At 54.1% G+C, this 20791-nt stretch carries 24 protein-coding genes; 9 read left to right on the top strand and 15 right to left on the bottom strand.

The window, feature by feature from the left end:
• Positions 1-123: 123 nt before the first annotated feature.
• The 6 genes from VN24_RS15800 to VN24_RS15770 form a co-directional block, all read right to left on the bottom strand.
• Positions 124-858, bottom strand: a complete 735-nt coding sequence (locus tag VN24_RS15800) for a ThuA domain-containing protein (RefSeq protein WP_045671177.1) — start codon at positions 856-858, stop codon at positions 124-126.
• Between the two features lie 39 nt (positions 859-897).
• Entirely contained in the window at positions 898-1389 is a 492-nt protein-coding gene (locus VN24_RS15795; protein WP_045671176.1) for a DUF456 domain-containing protein, read from the bottom strand.
• On the bottom strand, positions 1373-2149 hold the full coding sequence (locus tag VN24_RS15790; RefSeq protein ID WP_045671175.1) for a Cof-type HAD-IIB family hydrolase: 777 nt from the start codon (positions 2147-2149) through the stop codon (positions 1373-1375). Before VN24_RS15790 ends, VN24_RS15795 begins: the two co-directional genes overlap by 17 nt.
• 1076 nt (positions 2150-3225) lie before the next feature.
• On the bottom strand, positions 3226-5340 hold the full coding sequence (locus tag VN24_RS15780) for a peptidoglycan D,D-transpeptidase FtsI family protein (RefSeq protein ID WP_045671173.1): 2115 nt from the start codon (positions 5338-5340) through the stop codon (positions 3226-3228).
• Positions 5341-5481: 141 nt separating this feature from the next.
• A complete protein-coding gene (locus VN24_RS15775; RefSeq protein ID WP_045671172.1) occupies positions 5482-6639 on the bottom strand; it encodes a transglutaminase-like domain-containing protein in 1158 nt (385 codons plus the stop codon).
• A gap of 27 nt (positions 6640-6666) precedes the next feature.
• Positions 6667-7104: a hypothetical protein gene (locus VN24_RS15770; RefSeq protein ID WP_045671171.1), complete on the bottom strand. Its 438-nt coding sequence runs from the start codon at positions 7102-7104 to the stop codon at positions 6667-6669.
• A 170-nt stretch (positions 7105-7274) separates the two neighbouring features.
• Here VN24_RS15770 and VN24_RS15765 point away from each other — a divergent pair, with 170 nt between their 5' ends.
• Together VN24_RS15765 and VN24_RS15760 are read left to right on the top strand one after the other, a co-directional pair.
• On the top strand, positions 7275-8519 hold the full coding sequence (locus VN24_RS15765) for an MFS transporter (protein WP_045671170.1): 1245 nt from the start codon (positions 7275-7277) through the stop codon (positions 8517-8519).
• Between the two features lie 431 nt (positions 8520-8950).
• Positions 8951-9325 (top strand): toprim domain-containing protein, encoded by a 375-nt coding sequence (locus VN24_RS15760; protein ID WP_045671169.1) that lies wholly within the window; start codon positions 8951-8953, stop codon positions 9323-9325.
• On the opposite strand, the gene VN24_RS15755 is transcribed toward VN24_RS15760, so the two are convergent.
• From VN24_RS15755 to cyoE, 4 genes are read right to left on the bottom strand one after another with little or no spacing between them, the layout of a single operon-like run.
• Positions 9316-9951 (bottom strand): AEC family transporter, encoded by a 636-nt coding sequence (locus tag VN24_RS15755; protein WP_338012181.1) that lies wholly within the window; start codon positions 9949-9951, stop codon positions 9316-9318. The two genes, VN24_RS15760 and VN24_RS15755, sit on opposite strands and share 10 nt — an antisense overlap.
• Complete coding sequence (locus VN24_RS28590; protein WP_338012180.1) at positions 9843-10238, bottom strand: AEC family transporter; 396 nt, start codon at positions 10236-10238, stop codon at positions 9843-9845. The genes VN24_RS15755 and VN24_RS28590 overlap by 109 nt, the downstream gene beginning before the upstream one ends.
• Before the next feature lie 60 nt (positions 10239-10298).
• Positions 10299-10931: an SCO family protein gene (locus VN24_RS15750; protein WP_045671168.1), complete on the bottom strand. Its 633-nt coding sequence runs from the start codon at positions 10929-10931 to the stop codon at positions 10299-10301.
• Between the two features lie 28 nt (positions 10932-10959).
• Complete coding sequence (cyoE, locus tag VN24_RS15745) at positions 10960-11865, bottom strand: heme o synthase (protein ID WP_082083792.1); 906 nt, start codon at positions 11863-11865, stop codon at positions 10960-10962.
• A gap of 213 nt (positions 11866-12078) precedes the next feature.
• On the opposite strand from cyoE, the gene VN24_RS15740 reads away from it, so the two are divergent.
• The 3 genes from VN24_RS15740 (at position 12079) to VN24_RS15730 (ending at position 14320) form a co-directional block, all read left to right on the top strand.
• Positions 12079-12501 carry a cell wall hydrolase gene (locus tag VN24_RS15740; protein ID WP_045671166.1) on the top strand — a complete coding sequence of 141 codons (423 nt, stop codon included), beginning with the start codon at positions 12079-12081 and terminating at the stop codon, positions 12499-12501.
• A 103-nt stretch (positions 12502-12604) separates the two neighbouring features.
• Positions 12605-13201 carry a spore coat protein GerQ gene (gene gerQ, locus VN24_RS15735; protein ID WP_045671165.1) on the top strand — a complete coding sequence of 199 codons (597 nt, stop codon included), beginning with the start codon at positions 12605-12607 and terminating at the stop codon, positions 13199-13201.
• A 135-nt stretch (positions 13202-13336) separates the two neighbouring features.
• Positions 13337-14320: a metal-dependent hydrolase gene (locus VN24_RS15730; RefSeq protein WP_045671164.1), complete on the top strand. Its 984-nt coding sequence runs from the start codon at positions 13337-13339 to the stop codon at positions 14318-14320.
• 116 nt (positions 14321-14436) lie between these two features.
• Here VN24_RS15730 and VN24_RS15725 read toward each other — a convergent pair whose 3' ends face one another.
• Positions 14437-14661, bottom strand: a complete 225-nt coding sequence (locus VN24_RS15725; RefSeq protein ID WP_045671163.1) for an alpha/beta-type small acid-soluble spore protein — start codon at positions 14659-14661, stop codon at positions 14437-14439.
• A 132-nt stretch (positions 14662-14793) separates the two neighbouring features.
• On the opposite strand from VN24_RS15725, the gene VN24_RS27845 reads away from it, so the two are divergent.
• Positions 14794-14961 carry a DUF5325 family protein gene (locus VN24_RS27845; protein WP_169751048.1) on the top strand — a complete coding sequence of 56 codons (168 nt, stop codon included), beginning with the start codon at positions 14794-14796 and terminating at the stop codon, positions 14959-14961.
• A 57-nt stretch (positions 14962-15018) separates the two neighbouring features.
• Here the strand turns inward: VN24_RS27845 and trpS are convergent, their stop codons facing one another.
• Entirely contained in the window at positions 15019-16005 is a 987-nt protein-coding gene (trpS, locus tag VN24_RS15720) for a tryptophan--tRNA ligase (protein ID WP_045671162.1), read from the bottom strand.
• A 532-nt stretch (positions 16006-16537) separates the two neighbouring features.
• On the opposite strand from trpS, the gene VN24_RS15710 reads away from it, so the two are divergent.
• Together VN24_RS15710 and VN24_RS15705 are read left to right on the top strand one after the other, a co-directional pair.
• Complete coding sequence (locus VN24_RS15710) at positions 16538-17611, top strand: permease (protein ID WP_052702991.1); 1074 nt, start codon at positions 16538-16540, stop codon at positions 17609-17611.
• Positions 17612-17656: 45 nt separating this feature from the next.
• Complete coding sequence (locus tag VN24_RS15705) at positions 17657-17989, top strand: DUF1980 domain-containing protein (RefSeq protein WP_045671160.1); 333 nt, start codon at positions 17657-17659, stop codon at positions 17987-17989.
• 143 nt (positions 17990-18132) lie between these two features.
• Here VN24_RS15705 and VN24_RS15700 read toward each other — a convergent pair whose 3' ends face one another.
• On the bottom strand, positions 18133-18558 hold the full coding sequence (locus VN24_RS15700; protein ID WP_045671159.1) for a hypothetical protein: 426 nt from the start codon (positions 18556-18558) through the stop codon (positions 18133-18135).
• A gap of 290 nt (positions 18559-18848) precedes the next feature.
• Here VN24_RS15700 and VN24_RS15695 point away from each other — a divergent pair, with 290 nt between their 5' ends.
• Entirely contained in the window at positions 18849-20105 is a 1257-nt protein-coding gene (locus VN24_RS15695; protein WP_045671158.1) for a methyl-accepting chemotaxis protein, read from the top strand.
• A gap of 62 nt (positions 20106-20167) precedes the next feature.
• Here the strand turns inward: VN24_RS15695 and VN24_RS15690 are convergent, their stop codons facing one another.
• Both VN24_RS15690 and VN24_RS27705 read right to left on the bottom strand, forming a co-directional pair.
• Positions 20168-20419: a hypothetical protein gene (locus VN24_RS15690; RefSeq protein ID WP_045671157.1), complete on the bottom strand. Its 252-nt coding sequence runs from the start codon at positions 20417-20419 to the stop codon at positions 20168-20170.
• A gap of 37 nt (positions 20420-20456) precedes the next feature.
• A complete protein-coding gene (locus VN24_RS27705) occupies positions 20457-20618 on the bottom strand; it encodes a hypothetical protein (RefSeq protein WP_158453679.1) in 162 nt (53 codons plus the stop codon).
• Between the last annotated feature and the right edge of the window lie 173 nt (positions 20619-20791).

Raw genomic sequence — 20791 nt, 5'->3', positions numbered from 1 at the left:
AATCCTTCTTCCATCAATAGGGCTGTATTGCGCGTTCCAACAAAACCTTTTGCTAGTTTAACACAAAAAAACGCCACACGGTACATGCGGCGTTTCGTCTATGCGCATTAAGCTTCCGGCAGCTTATTGAGGCTGCTTCACCTTGATCGTCTCCAGCGGCTCCGGACGGTGTCCGCGAACCGGCGCTGCCGCATTGGACGGAGCCGCCCAGTTTACGGCGTTGCGTATAACATGGAGCACGTTCTCGTTGTAGTACGTCGGATGCGTCTCATGGCCCGGACGGAAGTAGAAAATTTTTCCTTGTCCTCTCGAGAACGTGCAGCCGCTGCGGAACACTTCTCCGCCTTCGAACCAGCTGACGAAAACGAGCTCGTCCGGTGCCGGAATGTCAAAGTGCTCGCCGTACATTTCCTCTTCCTCGAGGCTGAACTGCTCGGGCAGACCCGCGGCGATCGGATGGGCGGGATTGACGACCCAAATCCGTTCGCGCTCGCCCGCTTCGCGCCATTTCAGATCACAGCCGGTGCCCATCAGCTTTTTGAAAATTTTCGAAAAATGGGCCGAGTGCAGCACAACGAGACCCATGCCGTTCCAAACGCGCTGCTGGACGCGCTCTACGATGGCGTCGTCGACTTTGTCGTGCGCCATATGGCCCCACCAAATCAGCACATCGGTATCGGCAAGCACTTCTTCCGTCAAGCCGTGCTCCGGCTGATCGAGCGTAGCCGTCCGGATCTGGAAGCTGCTGTCCGCAATGCCTTTGGCGATCGCGTTATGAATGCCGTCCGGATAAACCTCTTTCACTTTTTCATGAATGTTTTCGTGCACAAATTCGTTCCAAATCGTCACTTTGATCATGTGTATGATCTCCTTTTAAATGGTCTGATTGAATGAGGATTAAATAATCCAAATGATAAACAGGATGATCATGACCAGCTGCAAAATAATTTTGACGACGGTGCTCGTGAACAAACCGACCACCGCGCCGAAGCCGACCTTCACGGATTGCTTGAAATCCGAGCCGGCGATCAGCTCGCCGATAACGGCTCCCAGCAGCGGTCCAAGCAGCAGCCCGAAGCCGGGAATGACGAACGGACCAATAATAATGCCGATGGTGCTGCCGTAAACCGAAGCTTTGGAGCCGCCGTATTTCTTCACGCCCCATGCCCCGACGGCGTAATCGGCAATGAACAGAATGGCGACAATGAGCGTTTGCAGCGTCCAGAACACAACGCCGAATTCCCCAAAGCCGAGGAACAGACCGTAGACGAAAAAAGCGGCATAAATCGCAAGCGCACCCGGTAAAATCGGATAGACCGCTCCGGCCATCCCGACCGCAAACAGCGCGACTACCAGCACCCAGCCGATGATTTCAAGCGTTACGTTCATAAGAAGCATTCTCTTCGAAAATGAATTTGCGGATCACTTCGGCCACGCCGTGCTCGTTGTTCGTCAGCGTCACGGCATCAGCGGCTTCCTTCACCGCATCCTGCGCGTTGCCCATCGCGACGCCGAGTCCGGCCTCGCGGATTGCCGCGATATCGTTCAAGCTGTCGCCTACGGCAATCGCCTGCGACATCTCGATGCCGAGCAGCCCGCACAGCTCGCGAACCGCAGTTGCCTTCGAAACGCCGAGCGGATTCATTTCCAGGTTGTATGGAGAGGAGTTCGTAATTTCGAACGCCCCCCAGCTCTCCAGTTCCTCCCGGAGCGCCTTGCGGGTGAAATCGTTCTCGGTATAAAAACCGAACTTGAGCCAGTGATAATGGTCGTACTCTTCCTCCGGCCGGATCCATTTCTCCTTGTTGAAAATACCTTCAACCGAGTAAGCCCAATACCACGGCTCTCCGTACTGGAGCGCCAGCTTGTGCATCCGCTTCATGTCTCCCGGATTCATCAGCGTCCGCCGGTGAAGCACGTGCGGCTTGCTCCAAATTTCGCTGCCGTTGACCGTAATCATCGGCGTGTCAAGCCCGAGCATTTCGGCGAAAGGAAGCGCGCTTTGGAAGCCTCGTCCGGTCGAAAAGCTTACCGTCACGCCGGCATCAAGCGCCTTATGAATCCAAACGCGGTTTTCTTCGCTGATCATTTGTTCGTCATTGAGCAGTGTACCGTCCATATCGAGTGCGAGCAGTTTATAATTTCCCATTGTATCCTCCTAGCGACTGTTAGAGCCATTTTATCACAATTCGCAAGGATTTTAAACGGAAGACTCGGTAAATGCCCGTTCGAAGGATCGGCCGGGTGATCTTCGTTCCATTCGGCTCATGTCCATTATAGCTCCACCGTCAGTTGAATACGCTTACCTATTTTGGCGTTATATGATTCGATTTTGGCACGCTGAAATGAAAAAAACAGAATAGAACAGAACGGACCGCTCCGCTCTGTTTCCGGTAAGACGTACGAAGGCTGTAACCAGCAAACTCATTAATACAAGTCAAAATGGCCGCATCGGGGTTCTGACAAGCGACTGGATATTCTTAGTCTGTCGGGAGTAAAATAACTCCATCAAAGGAGGGATAGACCGTGCTGCAAAAAAGGTTGGCAACTGCTTTACTTCTCACTTTCCTCCTCACTGCTTCCCTGCCCCTTCAGGTGGTCGCATCAGAACCAATCCATCCCCGTCAAGATCAATTGCCATGCGACGTCCTCAGGGATGCGTTCCTCGGATCTTTGTTCACGCCAATCCGCAACGTTCTTAACCGATACGACGAACCGGAAGCAGTAAAAGTTAAGCAAACGTTATAGGTCCAAGTTACTGTGCGTCGATTCTGCTTGAGAAACATTGTAATCATTCCGCTTGGATGGGTAAAGTAGACGAGATACCCTATCCCTCTGGTATCGTCAATTTCGGAACATCCTCTATTGACGCAAAAGGACCTCCAATTCACACCGCCGGCAAAGCGGGGTGAATTGGAGGTCCTTCGCTAAACCTGCATCGGTGCAGGCTTTATCCATCGAAATCTCATGTCTGGAGAGAATACCTGATCGTACAGGAATTCCAGGCTTTTATGGCCTGAACGTGAGATGGAGTTGACAAAAAAAGTAGTTTCGGTTTTGGAGGAATTTTAACAAAGTCTTGATATAAAAAGAAAAAAGATGTACGATCGCATGTATTTCAAAAATTACCCCTTCGGTGCAGAACGATTGCAGCGTTCGAAGGGCAGTACGATCGTTGATGCTTATCCAACATTCGCCGGGTCATCTGCTTGCAATTGCCGGAGTTTAACGAGCCGCCCCCGCCGCTGCGGCCGTATCAGTGTTAGCCGTACCGGTTGCCGCCGTGCCTGCCGGGGCCGTGCCTGCCGAAGCGTTGCCCGCTGCCCCGCCCGAGGCGGGCGCGTTCGCCGCCTTGCGCGGCGTTCCGTTCAGGCCGATGTAATCGTCGTAAGCGTCGATAATTTGCCGCGCGACAGGAGCGGCGCCGTATCCGCCGAAGCCGCCGTCGGGAATGACGACCGACACGGCGATTACCGGATTCTCCGCCGGGGCCAGTGCGATAAATACGGCGTTTTCGACCTTTTTGCGGTCGCCTACATCTTGCTCGGACGTACCGGTTTTACGCAGGAACGAGTAGTTCGCGCCATCAAAGCCCTGCACCGAAACTTTCGACATGCCGCGGAAAATCTCGTTCCAGTACGAATCCGGATACGTCACCGAGTTAAGCACTTTCGGCTTAAACGACTGAACGACATTGCCGTCCGCATCCTTGATTTCGTTCACGAACTGCGGCTGCATCCGCTTGCCGCGGCTGCCGAGCGCCGCCGCATATTGCGCCAGCTGCAGCGCCGTATAACGGCCCTGCTGGCCGAACGAGGCATAAATGAGCGCCGATTGCGCGCTGCCGCTGTCGGCTTCGTGGTAATAATCGACGACGCCTTTGGACTCGCCCGGCAGCCCGCTTTCCGTCGAGACGCCCAGGCCGAACTGCTTGACGTAGCCGTCCCAAATGTCGACGCCTTTTCTGCCGTATTTCATGTACAGCTTGTTGCCGATCATCTCCGACATGAACGTGTTGGAGGAGTGGGCGATTGACATCGCCGGGTCGATGGGACCGTATGCGTGATTGGAAGAGTTGCGAACGGATACCTGGTACCCTTTTTTACCGAACGAGAACACGCCGGAATCATGATATACAAAATCCGTCGAATACAGATCCTCTTTCAATCCGATCAGCACCGTCAACGGTTTTTGCGTCGATCCGAGCGGCACCAGCGAAGACGGATGACGGTTGCGCTGCTTCGCATCGTCGTAAGGCGGGTATACTTGACGGATCGCGCCGTTTGACTGAAAGTACTGGATGTTTTTCAGATCCTCCTGACTGATTTTGCCGCCGGACCATACATTCGGATCATAATCCGGCATGCTCGCCATCGCGATCACTTTGCCGGTCTTTACTTCCATCGCCACCGCATAGCCGGTCGTCGCCTGGTTTCCCTCTCTTAGGGGCACGCTCGTCGCATGCTTCAGCTTGTAGAGCTGGTCGGTGATCGCCTGCTCGGCCGCCATTTGAACGTTTTTGTTCAAGGTCAGGTACAGATCGTCTCCCCGCTCAGGGTTCGTAATTTGCACCGGCCCGATGATGCGGCTGGCAGCGTTGACCGGATACGATTTCAACCCGTTCTTGCCGCGCAGCACGTCCTGGTACAGCATTTCCAGACCGTCCATGCCGACCTCTTCGTCATCGAGATATTGAAGCTTGGGGTCTTCCTCGGCCTTCATTTCCTTATACTTGTCGACGCTGTCTTTGACGCCCCTGTACTTCTTCAAATAACCGACGAGCTGGACCGCGATCGTGCTTTTGTCGTAATTGCGGACGCTCTCCTCGACGATGTCGATGCTCGGAAATTCGTCCCTGTGCTCCGAAAAGTAGGCGATTTCTTCGTTGGTGAGGCCCGACTTAATCCGGCGCGGAACGGATACCGTGTTCTGCTTGAAACCCAAATCCATCTGCCGGATGATGTCGTCGACCGTCATCGCTTTCGCCGGATTGCCGTATTTGGTAAATGCGGCTTCCAGCTTGTTGGCGAGCGACTTGGCTTCCTCCGTCTTGAATCCGGTCTGGATCGTAAAATAAAGCGACTGCGTCGACGTCGAATACGCAATCGGGTAGCCCGATGAATCGTAAATGTCGCCGCGGATGGGCGGAATTTTCACATTCCGGGTTCCCATGCTGCTCTCTTCCTTGGAAAGAGAAGGTCCCTCTACAAACTGCAAAATCGCCAGCCGCACAATAAGAACGCTGAATAGAAAAAACGCGGCGAAAAAAAACACGTTCAACCGCAGCGAGAAATTTCGCCGGTTAACGACATCCCGCTTCTGCGGATCATCTTCATGCACTTGAACTGATCACTCCTTGCTGCATTCGCAATAAACCAATATTGATCTCAATATCCCTGATCGAATGACATCTTGATACAATAACGATTCTGGTCTCCATTCGGTTTTGCCGAGATACGGCAGAATCCCCCGGAACTTTCGCTACACTTCCCGAAAATGGGTTTTGTCAAAATCGGGCGTGTCGAACCAGTCGCCGGAGGAAGCCCATGTCGCGTCCAGCGGAACCCACCTGCCGCCGTCGTCCGCCAGCTTCACTTCGTTCCAGGCATGCGGACCAAAGCCGCCCCTGCCGTCCGCACCTTGACCGGTGACGACGCGCACTTCAAGGCCGACCGACCGCGCCATTACCGCATACAGGCGCGCCGTATCGATGCAGACGCCCTTGCGCGTCGCAAACGTCTCCTCGGGCGTCTGCTCCTTCCAAACGCCGTTGTTAATATAGTTGTTCGCCTTATCCCAATCGTAGGCGATGCGATCGCCGAGCCAGTCATAAAGAGCGCGCGCCCGCTCCTCGTCCGTCTGTTTCCCATTGACGATCTCTTTGGCGGCGCCGTTAATATCGGACGGAATGTTATAATCGATAATTTCATACTTGCGCTGCAAGATTTGTTGAAATTCATCGCCGACCGCCTTCGTAATGACCGGTCCGCTCTTCTCTAACACTTGTCCCGCTACCGGCTGCAGCAGCTTCGCGGACGCTTCTTTATATACCGGGGAAGCTTTAATGCCGTCCGTAAACGGAGCGACCGGGAACAAGGAAACATAGATGAACAATATCGCGATCAGTACGAGCGAGCGGGCAGCCCCATGCAGCACGCCGATCAGCGCGCCGGTCAGCCTGCTGATGACCCGCCCTCCCGGAATCGTCTTCTCCCCCGCCTTCAGGCCGCCGGACAGGCCGGCAAAGAGCATCCAGGCGAGCGGACTCAGAAAAGAAAACAGAAACCGCAGCAGCATGTAAGCGATCAGAAACAAAACGCCGAAACGAAGCATCGCGAAGTCGCGAACGCTTGTGGCGAACGTATACCATGCTTGTTCCAAAGCGCCGAGCTGCCGGGCGGGAACCTCTACGCTTGCCATCAGCCAATTGCGGACGGGCGCAGAAGCAGCCCCCGCAATCCTTCCGGCCAGAAAGAGGGAGACGACCAGCAGCACGCCCTCCCACAAAAATATAAACAGCCGGTTTGCCGAACCGGAAGCGCCGCGGAACAATCCCTGCATAAACGATCCGAGCAGGATCAGCAGCACAAGCAGCGCAACCGGTTCCAACTTCAGCAGCATATCCGCCCATGATGTCATGTCAAGCACCTCCTGGAAGCCGTGCGGTTATACATCGTTTTTGGCCCGGTCAATCAATCCTCGAATCGTTTGATCTATTTTCCAGGTGCCGAGCGAAGTGCCGCGATACGATACGGCTACCTCGCTGCCCCCAATTTTGCCCGTTAATTCGACGTTTTTCGTTTTGACGGTGTATGTGCCGTCGCCGTTATTCGTATAAGTGGCATCCTGCGCTTCCCCGATCATCGCATTAACCGCCTGCTCCTTGACCGAGTCCGTCACCTTCGTGCCCAAATCCTTCAAATCCTGCAGGTTGTATCCGCTGTAAACAACGATGCCGATTACGATGACCGCCACGAGCGCCCACTTGGCGACTGTCTTCACAATGCCGATCACGGCCAGCAAAATGACGAGAGCCACTGCGAGCACGATCCAGTTTTCCTTGAAAAACTGACTCCATGTCGTCCAATCGTATTGTATATCCATTGCTTTGAAGTACCCCCTCTGGTTTTACAAAAAAAATTCATTTACCTCCCATTATAACCTACAGGGGACAGAGCGTAAACGCTGCCGGGAAGCGGGGACGGAAGCGGTAGACATATCCGGCCCCCTGTCCACGTACAAGTAAGTGTGGTGAATAAGAAAGGAGGCTAAGCATGAAAACGGCCGTGTGGCTTTACCTGTTTCTGTTCGTTGCGTTCTTCGATCTTCATGCCCAGTACCCTATTCTGACGCCGTACGCCGTTTCGCTTGGCGCCGCTCCGTCATTTATCGGGCTGATGATGGGTTTATATTCCATCACCCATCTGCCCGGCAACATGATTGCCGGCTTCAGCGTCGACCGTTACGGCAGCCGTATGTTCATTGTATTCAGCCTGCTCGGAGCGGGCATTATTCTGCTGCTGCAATCGCGCGCCGCCAATCCGTGGCAGCTGCTCGTGCTCCGCTCGATCAGCGGCTTTGTGCTGGCTTTCCTTTCTCCAGCCTGCATGGCGCTGCTCGCGCGGATGGCCCGCAGCAGCGAGCAGCAGGGGAAGCTGATGGCCGGCAACGGGCTGGTGCACACGCTCGCTTCGGTTTTCTCCCCCGCTGCCGGTGCTTATCTGGTTGCCAAGCTCGGGTTCACGATGGCCTTCTATCTGCTTGGCTGGATCCTGATCGCAACCGCCGTATGCGCGCTGCTGTTCGTCCGAGATCAACCGGCTGAGACGTATTCGAACGTCCAGCCCGGCAAAGCTGCCGCAATTGGTCCCCGTTCAGAACGCGGCGGCCGCGCCGGCAGAAATAGACTCTCGCTGGCCTCCCATACCGCTCCGGCAGCAGCGGAGCTGCCGCACGGAAGCGATTCGTCCCGTTCCTATCCATGGCTTGTATTTCTGCTCCCGGTTGCGCTTAGCTGCTCCCAGGGCATTCTTTCGTTTGAGCTGCCGCTCATGAATACGACCAAGGAAGGGATCATGACGACTGGTCTCTTGTTTTCCGTTGTCAGCGCGGGCGGGCTCATTACGCTGTCGATGCTGTTCCTGAACCGGCTGTCCGCCTTCCGCCGCTCGCTCTGGGGGGCGTTCATGCTGGCGCTTGTTTATTTTGCAATTGCCTTTGGGGTCGGTGCACCGTTTGCCCTTATGCTGCTGCTGGTCGGGATGGCCAAAGGAATCATTTTTCCCGCCTTGTCCACGCTGCTGATCGAGCTGAGCGGCAGTTCGCGTTACGGCCGGACGTTTTCTTTTCTGTCGATCGCGTTTTCGGTCGGTTCCTTTCTGGGCCCGATGCTCGCCGGACATTTACGGCACCTCGTATCCCCGTACTATATTTCGTTCGTTGTTCTCATGCTTGCCGTCACGCTCCTGCCTTTTCACGGCGGCGGACGGAAAATATCCGCTCGCACCCATTTTACTTGAACCTGGGTGTTTGCACAGGGCGGCTATCTACAGGGTACATATACTACCATTGTGTCGGATGGTTCGGGAGCGGAGCATTCCACGATCGGGCCGGACGATTTAATTCGGAGTAAGAGGGGTGACTTACCTATGTCATACGGAAAAGGTCATGATAACGATCAATACCCTGCCGTTGGTGGAGTATGTACTACTCCCGGTACTGTTCTTGTTTTGTTCATCCTGCTGGTCATTATCCTCAGCGCCATTTGCTGGTATTAATGACAGGGGCTTAACCGCCCCTGCCTCTCTTTGCAAGCGAACCTTCCATAGAAGAAAAAACTCTTGTACGGATCTTATTCCGATTTTCAGGCTTGCGCGGGCAAGCCTTTTTTTGTATATGTATAAGGACAAGCCCTATTGATTAACATACGCGGGAGAGGGAGCGGATTTTTATGGAGGCGGCCATCATTGTGGAGGGTAAAAACGATCGCAGCCGGCTGAGGCTCGTACTGGGTGAGGAGATTGCGATTTATTGCACGTATGGTACGCCCGGCACACAGCAGCTCGAAACGCTGCGCAAGCAGGTGGGCGACCGGCAGGTGTATGTTTTTACCGACAACGATTCATCGGGCAAGCGTATCCGCGGCATATTGCGCGATCTGTTCCCGGACGCCGAGCATATTTATACCCGCAAAGGCTATCCCGGCGTCGAGAAAACGCCGCCCGAATATTTGATCGAGCAGCTTGAAAAGGCGGGGCTGGAGCAATATGTACGTTATCCCGAGCCGGATTCGGCCATCCGCTGGACGAAGGAAGATCAAATTTGAAGCATCGCGATGACAAGGGTGACGGTGAAAATGCTGAGCACGGTCGAGGCCAGCACCGCCTGCGAAGCAAATTCCGGTTCATTGTCGAATTCGACGGCCAGCAGCACGCTGCTCAGCGATGTCGGAACAGCTGATGACACGATCAGCGCCTGGGCAATGATGCCGTCAATTCCAAGCGCCCATACCGTCAGCGCAGCGAGCGCCGGCCCTGCGACAAGCCTTGCTGATACCGACAGCAGCAGGTCCGCAGTGCGAATGCGGCCCGCCATCCCCTTCATCGAGCCAAGCTGAACGCCGAGCGTAATGAGCGCGGTTCCGATAAATGCGTCCGCCAAATACCCGACCGGCGTCTCGATAAAGCCCGGCAGCGGCACTGAAAATCCGCGGAGCGCAAAGGCCAGCGGAATGACATAAATAATCGGCTGTGAAACGATGACGCGCCAGATCGCCCGAATGTCGTTCTTGTGGGCGTTGACGCTGTAAATGCCGTATGTATTCGGGAGCAGCGACTGCACCATCATAATGACCACCTGAACCGCGAGCGTAACCGGATTGCCGGCAAAAGCGAGCTGGTTGAGCGGAATGCCGTAATTGGCGCTGTTATAGAACAGTACGCTGCCGCGCATCGTCGCGCGCATCCGCCGCGCAGACCGCGCAGCCGGATAACCGCTTCCAGAAGTCCGTACTGCAGCAGCATAAACACGGTCACAAACAACAGCACCTGGCCGATCAGCCCGGCCGAAATTTCGGTCGTATAGAGCAGATCGAATATGACTGCCGGAGAAAACAAATAAAAATTCAGTTTTGACAGTGTACGAATGTCGAGCGCAAAAATGCGCTGCAAAAGGATTCCGAGCGCAATCATGATGGAGAGCGGCAGCACATTGTTCCATAATATCGATAAAAATATCATGACGTCGGTTCACCTTTTCCCCGCCGCCATGCCCCGCCTTCAGGCTGCAGCAGGTTCGTTTTAATAAGCGAGCAGCTTCGTGACATCCGAAACGATGGCCTTGGCGTTCTCTTCCGCCGTCAATTCCGTGTTCATTCCGCCGGTAATATATTTCCGGATCGAGCCTTGCGGATCGACGAGCACGATGGAATCGTTGTGGGTGAAATTCCCCTTACCGTCCTTCATCAGCCCAAGACCGAAATCCTTCACAAGCTGTGCGGAAGCCGATTCATCGGAATGGCGCAAAAACTTCCAGCCTGCGGCATCCGCATGAAACTTGTCCGCGTACTTACGGATTGCTTCCGGCGTATCGCGCTGCGGATCGAACGTGATCGACTGGATCTCCGCCTTGCTGCCGAACAGCCCTTTCGCCTTGAGCTCATCCTGCACCTTGGACAGTATAAATGTCGTTACCGGACAAACGTCGGGACAGTTCGACCAGTAAAAATAAACAAGCCTTACTTTGCCGGCCGAATCGGACAGCTTCACCTTCCCGCCGCCAAGCGCGTCGGCCAGCTCGAATTCCGGTGCCGGGTTGTTCATGGGGAAGCTTGCCGGAGCATCCTCCCTCATCGTCATAAGCAGATAAACTCCCATTGCCGCGCACAGCGCGATAACCGCAATTTTGAAAGCATGCTTACGCGCGAAAGCCATCAAGCTTTCCCCCCCGCTTTCGGACAGTTTAGGACCAGCTCGTATCTGCAATCATCAGCAAAAAGACAATCATTAAATAGTTGACGGAGATCAGGAAGTTCACTTTCGCCCATTTCTCCGTGTTGGAAGTGTTCAGTCCCGTTAAGGTATGGACGAGCCAGCCGGCCGAGAAGATGGCGCTGACCCACAGAAACCACTGTCCGACATACCCGTAGCTGTACATCAGAATGACTGTCGGAACGAGCAGCAGCACATACGGAACCATCTGCCATTTGGTGCGGGAGATGCCTTTGACGACTGGCAGCAGCGGGAAGCCTGCCGCGCGGTATTCCTCCACCTTGCGGATCGCAAGCGACCAGAAGTGGGCCGGCTGCCACAGAAACAGAAAAGCAAATAACAGCCAGGCCCCGGCGTCAACCTGCCCGGTAACGGAACAGTAGCCGATAACCGGCGGCATGGCGCCCGAAATCCCGCCGATCGATGTGCTCCAGGTCGAGCTGCGTTTGAGCCACATCGTATAGATGACAATGTACACGAACCAGCCAAGAATGCCGAGCCAGCCGGCCAGCGCATTAACGAGCGTAAAAAGGATGACCAGTCCCGCGGCACCGAGAATGATGCCGTACCAAATGACCGTTGACGGCTTCATTCTGCCCGAAGGAAGCGCGCGGCCCTGGGTCCGCGCCATTTTCGTATCCAGCTCGCGGTCCCAATAATTGTTAATGACACATGCGGACGCCATCGTGAGCGATGTGCCGATGAGCATGTATAAGAGCAGCAGCCAGTTAATATCCCATTTTGACGCAACCCAGAATCCGCCGAATGCTGCAAACGCGTTCATCTGCACGATCCGGGGCTTCGTGAGGGCAATAAAATCTTTAAGCACAGCGTGAGCCTCCTGTTTATTATAGCGGCAAAGCGCGAAGGCGCTAATAGCTTCAGTTTATGAACGCTCTAATGATACCGGAAAAAAAACGCGCTGACAACGAGATGCGGACATGTTCAATAATTTGACGAATACAAATGGCGATAATTTGACGAATTGAGGAACCAAATGTGATCTTAGGCATAGATTAAGGATGTAGTCAAAAGCCCAGTCGGGCTGGTGCAGCACGTCACGTTTCACGAAAGGAGCGATACGAATTCTATGGCCGTTATCAAAGCGAATTCCTCGGATGTTCAGCTGCTTGCCCGGCTGCTCCGGGCCGAAGCCGAAGGTGAGGGCGAGCTTGGCATGCTGATGGTCGGCAATGTCGGCGTTAACCGCATCCGGAGCAACTGTCTTGATTTCCGCAACATCCGGTCCGTCCCCGATATGGTGTACCAAAGTCCGGGCGGTTACGAAGCGGTTCAAAAAAGTTACTTTTATCAGAAAGCCCGCTCCAGCGAAATCAAGCTGGCCCAGCGCGTCATCAACGGCGAGCGGCAGCATCCCGCATCCAACGCGCTCTGGTTTTTCAAGCCGGCGGGCAACTGTCCTTCCACCTGGTACAATCAAGCCAATACCGGACGGTTTAAAGCGCACTGCTTCTTTGCGCCATCGGCGGCAAATTGCCCGAAAGTATACTGAGGACGGATACTTACATGCATCATGATGCTTTTAAATAAGAAGAAACACGGAATCTAAGCTTTACGGCCGATTCCATCATCATATGAAAGCGGGGATTTTATTCATGTCATACGGTTACGGTTATCCAACTTCGGTCAGTCCTGCTAGCACCGGTTTTGATGCAGGGTTTGGGTACGGCGGCAATTTCCGTCCTAATATCGGCCCTTCCATGCAGGTGCCTTATCCGGTTTCGCCGCTCGCGAATCAAATGCCTTATCCGACATCCGTACAAGGGGCGGCGACCGGCATGCCGCCTGCGGTTCCATCCGGTGCTATCGTCACTCCTTCCGGAGGGACCATTAATACATTGCCCGCCGTCGAAGAATCTTATGTGGAAAACATACTTCGATTAAACCGCGGCAAAATGGCGACTTTTTATATGACGTATGAAAATAACCGCGAATGGAACGCCAAAATTTTTCGCGGCATCATCGAAGCGGCCGGACGCGATCATATCATTATCAGCGATCCGACGACCGGCATGCGGTTTTTGCTGTTGACGCTGAACCTGGATTACGTCACCTTCGAAGGACCGATCGCTTATCAATATCCGTTCCAAGGCTCGGTCGTCAGCAACCTCACACCGGTTTCGACGTCTGCGACGCCGGCATCGACTCCGGCCTCGACTGCGACAGCCACCATCGGCACTGCCGGTCGTTAAACAATGATCCGAAGAACGCTCGCCGGAGCGTTCTTTTTTTTGCGACCCGCAGCTTTTGTCCCGACATACAAGACGGCAGGAAAGGAAATACTAATTTGAAGCGCCAGTATCTTTAATTCGGGAGGCATGCCCCTAATGGATTCCGGAACACATTTTGTCGTCGGTCTCGGTCTCGCCGGCCTCGCAACAGTCGACCCTGTCGTTTATAACAGTCCGGTCGTTTTTTCGGCTGTTTTAATCGGGACCGTTGTCGGTTCGCAGGCACCTGATTTCGACAGTTTCCTGCGGCTGAAAAGCAATGCCGCTTATATCCGCAACCATAGAGGAATTACGCACTCGCTTCCGGCAATCGTCATTTGGACGGTGCTTATTACGGCAGCGCTGCAAATCGGATTTCGCGGATTGCCGTGGCTGCATGTCGGCGGCTGGGTGCTGCTCGCGGTCTTGGTGCATATCTTCTCCGATCTGTTCAATACGTACGGGACTCAGGCGGCGCGCCCGTTCTCGCAGCAGTGGATTGCTTGGAACATCATCCACATTTTCGATCCCGTCATTTTTACAACCCATGTGATGGCGCTGCTGCTGTGGGCGTTCGACTTTGCCGATCCGCGCATCATATTCCCGGTATTGTACGGTTTTACCGCTCTCTATTATGTGTGGCGGACATTCGAGCATAGACGGCAGTCAGCCGCCTTGCTCAAGGCCGACGCGGAAGCGGCGGACGGCGAAGAGTATCTTCTCATTCCGACCGTATCGCTGTTTGACTGGAATGTCGTGAAACGGATGAAGGACGGCAGCTTCCGTGTCGGCGATTTCCGGGGCGGCAAGTTGAAGTGGGCCGATTTCGCCAGCTGCTCCGATCATCCCGCCGTCGAAATTTCAAAGCGCGACGTCTCGATTCAAGCCTTTCTTCATTTCACCTCATACGCCAGCGCGGAGGTGCTGGAGCATTCCTGGGGTTATGAAGTTCGGTGGGCGGATGTCAGATACCGCCGCCGCAAGCAGTATCCGATGGTGGGCGTTCTGGTGATGGATTCCGACTATAAGACGCTCGGCTCCTACGTCGGCTGGCTGAGCGATGAACGACTGCAAAAGCGGCTGCGGATGAATACGTATTGACCGCGAAGCGCCCCTTCCGTCACAATGGAAGGGGCGCCATTTTGATTCAAGCGGGTCGAACATCATAGAAAAAGCCCAAGGTTTCCCTTGAGCTTCTTCTTTGTATTTCGTTACGATTAACGGAACTGACCGCCGGACAGTTGTTGTTCGGCAATTTGCACCAGACGTTTCGTGATATATCCTCCGAGGGAGCCTGCATCACGAGTTGCAACGTTGCCATAATAACCGTCAGCTGGAATTTGTACGCCCAGTTCTTGCGCGGCTTCAAATTTCAATTGTTCCAAAGCCTGCTTTGCACCAGGTACTACCAAAGTGTTGCTGCTACGGGATCCGCCTGCCATAGGAATTTCTCCTTTCGATGTATGCACTGTGATGTGTTGCAAGCTTGCAAGCTTATTATGCTCCGTTTAAGAAGTTCTATTCTACCCGTTTTGAAAATATCATCATTTTTTTATTCAGGAGGTAATTTCGCTATGTCCAAGCCTTTTGCCCTTGTTTATGCCGTCATATCGACGCTGCTTATGACGGCTACCGCCATATCGATCAGCTTCGGCGCCTGGCCTGCGATCGGTATGACCTTGTTCACGTTCATGTTCATCGGCTTCGGCTTTATGATCAAATCCCGGCTGCGCCGTAAATAAAGCGGCGGCCTATGGCCGCGAAGCTTGAAATGCGGCGGCCGGCTGTCAAACGGCACCCTAGCGGGGCGGAAGGAACCCCATGCGCCGCTTCACTTCGGCCAGCGTCCGGTCCGCGACAGCGGCGGCTTTGTCCGCACCCTGCTTCAAAATATCGTGAACCGCTCCGGAGCTGCGGATTTCGTTGTAGCGCGCCTGAAGCGGCTCGAGAGCCGCAACGATCTGCTCGGCCAGCTCTTTTTTGAACGCTCCGTATCCCTGACCCTCGTAACGGTCCTGTACTTCCTGCAGCGAGAGTCCGGACACCTGCGCGTAAATACCCATCAGGTTGCTCACTTCCGGCTTGTTTGCCGGATCGTAAACGACTTCCCTTCCGGAATCGGTTGTCGCCCGGCTTATTTTTTTGCGGATCACATCCGGCGAATCGAGCAGCGCAATATAGCTGCCAGGGTTCGGGTTGCTCTTGCTCATTTTTTTGCTCGCGTCGTCGAGCGACATAATGCGCGCCCCGACCTTCGGAATATACGGCTCCGGAATGGTGAAGAAATCGCCGTAGCGGGAGTTGAAGCGCTGCGCCAGATCGCGCGTCAGCTCCAGGTGCTGCTTCTGGTCCTCTCCTACCGGGATCAGATCGGAGTTATAAATGAGAATATCTGCCGCCATCAGTGCCGGATAAACGAACAGACCCGCTCCGACGGACTCCTTGCCCTCCGACTTATCCTTAAACTGCGTCATCCGCTCGAGCTCGCCCATATACGTGAGCGTCGTCAGCAGCCATCCCAGCTCCGCATGCGAGGGAACATGGGATTGCATATATACGGCCGCTTTGTCCGGATCGATGCCGGCAGCGACAAAGAGCGCGGCCACCGACTCGCTCTGCTCGCGCAGCGCCGCAGGCTCCTGCGGCACTGTAATGGCGTGCAGATCCACTACCATAAAATAACATTCGTGCGTATGCTGCAGTTTCACAAAATTTTGCAGCGCTCCGATATAGTTGCCAAGCGTCAGCTGACCGCTCGGTTGAATGCCCGACAGCACCCTTTTCATCTTCCATCCACCCTTTTCTTTAATAGGTTCGTATTGAAACGCAAAAAAGGCCCCCGCCGCAAGGGACGAGAGACCGTGGTGCCACCCTAATTCGTTCGAACCGCCTCATTGCCGCATCTTGGGGACACGTTCATGCCGGGCAAGTTCAAACCTTATCGTTCCGTAACGTGGAACATTCCGGAAAGCAACCCGCGCGGGGCATAGTTCCGCGAATATCCGGTCGGAAGGTTGCTGCTTCCGAGCCGTCATCCGCTCCGCCGTCCGCTTAAGGACAGCAGCCGCAGCAGTTCCGCTCCCGGCTCCAGGACCCATTTCGGCCGCGGGCGATCCGCCGGCTCTCAGCTGTCACCGGCTCTCTGGAGGATCATGCTCCCGTGCTTACTTCTTCCTGTCATCGCCATTTACAACGATTATAACTCCCGCCCGCAAAAAGTCAAGGCAGGGCTGTCCTAAATCATCCATGGGAGGCATACACTGGAACGACCGATGATTTGAAGCTGTCCAATGATGTAAAAAAAAGAGAGGATGCCCAATGGTACCATCCCGGATTCGCACGCCAATAACAGCGCTGGCCGCTGCCGGCGCTGCTGCGGCGGCACTGCTTATCGCCCGCCGCGATCTGCACCTGGCCCCCGACGGGCTGAACGCGTTCAAGACGGCGTTCGCCGGCATTATTTTGGAAGCCGTTCCTTTCGTGCTGCTTGGCGTTCTATTTTCAGCCCTTTTGCAAGTATTCGTGACCGACCGGCAAATTCGCAGGCTTACCCCGCGCCATCCTGCCGCCGCCATCCTGTTCGGGAGCTTGCTCGGACTGCTTTTTCCAATATGCGAATGCGGTATGGTTCCCGTCGTGCGCCGGCTGATCCGGAAGGGGATGCCTGCTTATATCGGAATGGTGTACATAATCGCAGGTCCGATCATCAACCCGGTCGTGTACTATTCCACGTACACCGCTTTCCGCTCACTGCCCGCGATGGCATACACCCGGATCGGTCTCGCTTTTGCCGTATCGATCGCCGCCGGCATTGTCCTTTACCGGACGATCCGGCATGATCCGCTGAGGAATCACCCTTACGACGACAGCCGCCATCATCACCATGATCACAGCCATCATCACGATCATGACCATCATGACCATGGTCACAGCCATCGTTATGATCACGACCATCACGATCATGATCACCCGGCAACGCTCCGGGGCCGCATCGCTTCGGTGATCTCCCACGCTTCGGACGAGTTTTTCGATATGGGCAAATATCTCATTATCGGCGCCGCTCTGGCGGCATTCGTGCAAACGGGAGTGGAGCGGAATCTGCTCGAACAATTGTCGGCTCATTCGCTGTTCACCCATTTGTTTATGATGGGGCTCGCTTTTCTGCTTTCGCTCTGCTCCACGTCGGATGCGTTTGTTGCCGCCTCCTTTCAAGATATTTTTGACAAAGGGGCGCTGCTCGCATTTCTCGTATTCGGTCCGATGATGGATATGAAGAGCGCGCTGATGCTTTATTCGGTCTTCCGCGCCCGCATTGTGCTGGGACTGATCGCTCTGACAGGAGTGTTCGTACTCGCCGGTTCCTGGCTGGCGGAAACCCTATTTTTCCGATAATCGTTTGATTGCCGGTAAATAAAATCAAGGCGAGGAGGACTGCCGATGTCTGCCGCCCGGCGCGTCACGTTAATCCATCACAGCTTGCGTGCCCTCACTCTGTTCCTGTACAGCGCCGGCATCGCTCTGCTGGCCCATACGGGAAGGCTCGACTCGTATATTGAAGGCTACAACGTCATCTGGGTCAAGCTTGCGGCTTTGACGCTCGGCGCCGCATCCGTGTACGAGGCTTTTGCAGCTGTACAAATCCGGCTTGGACACGGAGCACCGGACTGCGGCTGCGGCCACGATCACATCCCTTCCCGGCTCGGTCCTTTGCAGCTCGCGGTCTATGCGCTGTTCCTTATCCCTCCTGCCCTATGGCTGTTATTTCCTTAGTTTAGAGAAAGCAATCCGGCGGCTTCACCGCCTTAAGCGACAGCAAACGGCCGCCCTGCGAGAATGGGCGGCCGTTTGTGTATGTTCTTTAAGGTAAGCTGCCGCTTGCCGGCGGTCGCTCTAGTGCATTTTGCCGCTATCCGTTAACCAAATCCATCCTGTTCCTTCCTTTCTCTGGACATCGGATGCTTCGGCTGATAGCGAAAATGAGAACTTGCCATGTTGTAATTCGATTCAAACAGGATGCTTGCCGACCAAGAGCCGGCTGTACTTTGACGGACGGAAAAATCAAACAAAATTTCGCCGTGAGTCCAGCCGCTCTTGAATTTCAGCGCGTCCACAGCCATTGTGCGGAACGCTTGCACTTGCGCAGGAGTCATGCCCTTCGACGATGAGTCGAACCGTCCGTCTTTCCATTCAATCGGGTTATGACGGACTCCGAATTTGCCGACGGTATTATTGCGAATATGTATGAGCACCGTCCCGGCTGTTGCGTTAGTCAACTCTTCTTCGAGCTGGCGGAAAACAAAATCCACCTGTCTCGCAAGCGGCATTGCACCCATATCCATGAATTACCCCCCTATCAACTAGGGCGTTGGCCCTGTAATATAGTTCCCAAGTCACATTATAGGGCACAACTGGAAATTGTTCAATGAATTTTTGTAATATTTCGTCATTTTCAGTCTTTTTACGCGATTATTTGCGATTTATCGCCATTTTATTTACCATCTATAGACCCGTTTCTGCAACAATGCTATAATATGGATATTTCGAAAGTCCTACATAACTTGGCTTTAACCCGCAATCAAACCGACATTCGACCCGGCAAAATCCACCATTACAGCAGAGGAGAGATTTAATGCACTGGTTTCATTCTTTATCGGTAAGGAACAAAATTCAAGCAGGCAGTTACTTGCTTATCTTGTTGTTTACCATCTTGGCGCTTCTTCTAAGTCTGTTCGCAGGCGGTGCGCTTTGGCCCGTTCTCGTCTCTGCGGCCGTTTCCGCAATTGCCGCTTATCCTCTTACTTCCGTCATCGCCAAATCGCTGACAAGCTCGCTTGAGGATATAACAACGGTCGCTTTCCGGATCGCTAAAGGCGATTTCACGCAGCGTGTTGATACGTCTGCATCTTCCCTTGGGGAACTGGGCCATTCGTTCAACAGCATGATCGACAAGCTTCGCGAAATTTTAATGAATACATCCACGATCAGCCGCACCGTTACCGACACAAGCTCCAGTATTTTCGAGAAAAACCGGGAATTGAAGCAGGTTATGGAACAGGTAGCCGCCTCTGCAGGCGAATTGGCCACCGGCGCGAATGAAATCACGAACGATGTCGGCGAGATGACCGAGTCCATACGCGAGATCGAAGAGAAAGTTACCGGTTACGTAGAGGCCAGCAAACTGATGAACGAACGGTCGGAAATCGCGTTTGCATGGGTGGAAAAAGGCCGCAAATCGATGGACAGCCAGTCTGAAGGCACCCGCCGCAACGCGGAAGCGACGGCCCATGTTTCGAAGACGATTGAGGAGCTTTCGCGTAAAGCGGTCGGAATTTCCGCCATTACGAAGACGATCTCGGATATCGCGGAACAAACGAACCTGCTGTCCCTCAACGCATCGATCGAAGCGGCGCGGGCCGGCGAGCACGGCAAAGGTTTTGCAGTTGTGGCGCAGGAAGTGCGCAAGCTGGCGGAGGAATCGACAGCTGCGACGAAAGAAGTATTCAGCCTCGTCAGTTCTATTGAAAAAAGCATCAATCAAGCGATTGAAAGCATTAAAGTAAATGAACAAGCCGTACACTTGCAGACTCAGCTGATCCAGGAAACGGGGCAGATTTTTAACGAAATTACTGAAAATGCCCGTTCGATTACCCAAGAAATTCACGCTTTCGCCCAGCAAAGCGATTCGATGCTGGACGACGCCCGCAACATCTCGGCAGCGATTCAAAATATTTCCGCCATCACCGAGCAGTCGGCTGCCGGAACCGAGCAGGTATCCGCCTCGATGAATGAGCAGATCCATTCGGTACATGCCGTCGTCGAAGAAACGGAACGGATGCAGCAAATGGCTTCACAGCTTCAGCGCACGATCCAAATTTTCAAAGTGTAAATGAAAAAGAGCTTTTCCGAAAGGTTATCGACCTATCCGGAAAAGCTTTTTTGCGCTGCTCATTAAAGCTCGCCGCGCTCCGCGGTCGTCCATTTTTCATCCTTCACATCGTCGGAATCCGCGACCGGATGCAGGTCGTACCGGCTCCTTCCTTCCCAATCCTGCTTTTCGATGTGGCCTTTCACTGCCGCAATCGCATCCTCTTCGGAATCGTCAATCGGATCCGTACCGTCCTCTACGATGCGCGATTCGTCATAACGGTCATTACGGTTCGTAACCGGAGCGTAAATATCGCTTTCCTTCCTGTCATCCATCTGCTTCTTGCTCCTCTCTGCTCCTTGATTATTGTATTTAGAGACCGCCGCATGATCCAGGGAAACCGTCGTTTGCCTGCATTTCATCAAGCTGCTCGCGCATTTCCGAATCACCCGGCATTTCCGCCACAACCTTCACTTCCTGCTGCGCGCCAGCCGTTTCGGATTTGCCGCGTTGTTCCGTTTTGTCGTTCTTCAACCTGGCACCTCCTCCCTTGTTCCATTCTTTGTTACGTAACTAAACGCGGATTTTGGAAGTTAAGCGATAATTGAAAAAGAAGAGTGGAGCAGCTGACTTGTGACAACAGCGATCGGGAGATCAAGTCAGCTGCGAAGCGGCCACTTTTTCACCACTTTTTTAGAATTTCCGCT

The sequence above is a fragment of the Paenibacillus beijingensis genome, assembly GCF_000961095.1.
Lineage (GTDB): Bacteria > Bacillota > Bacilli > Paenibacillales > Paenibacillaceae > Paenibacillus_O > Paenibacillus_O beijingensis.
Note: the sequence above shows the minus strand (reverse complement) of the source record. Positions and strands in the feature narration are given on the sequence as shown.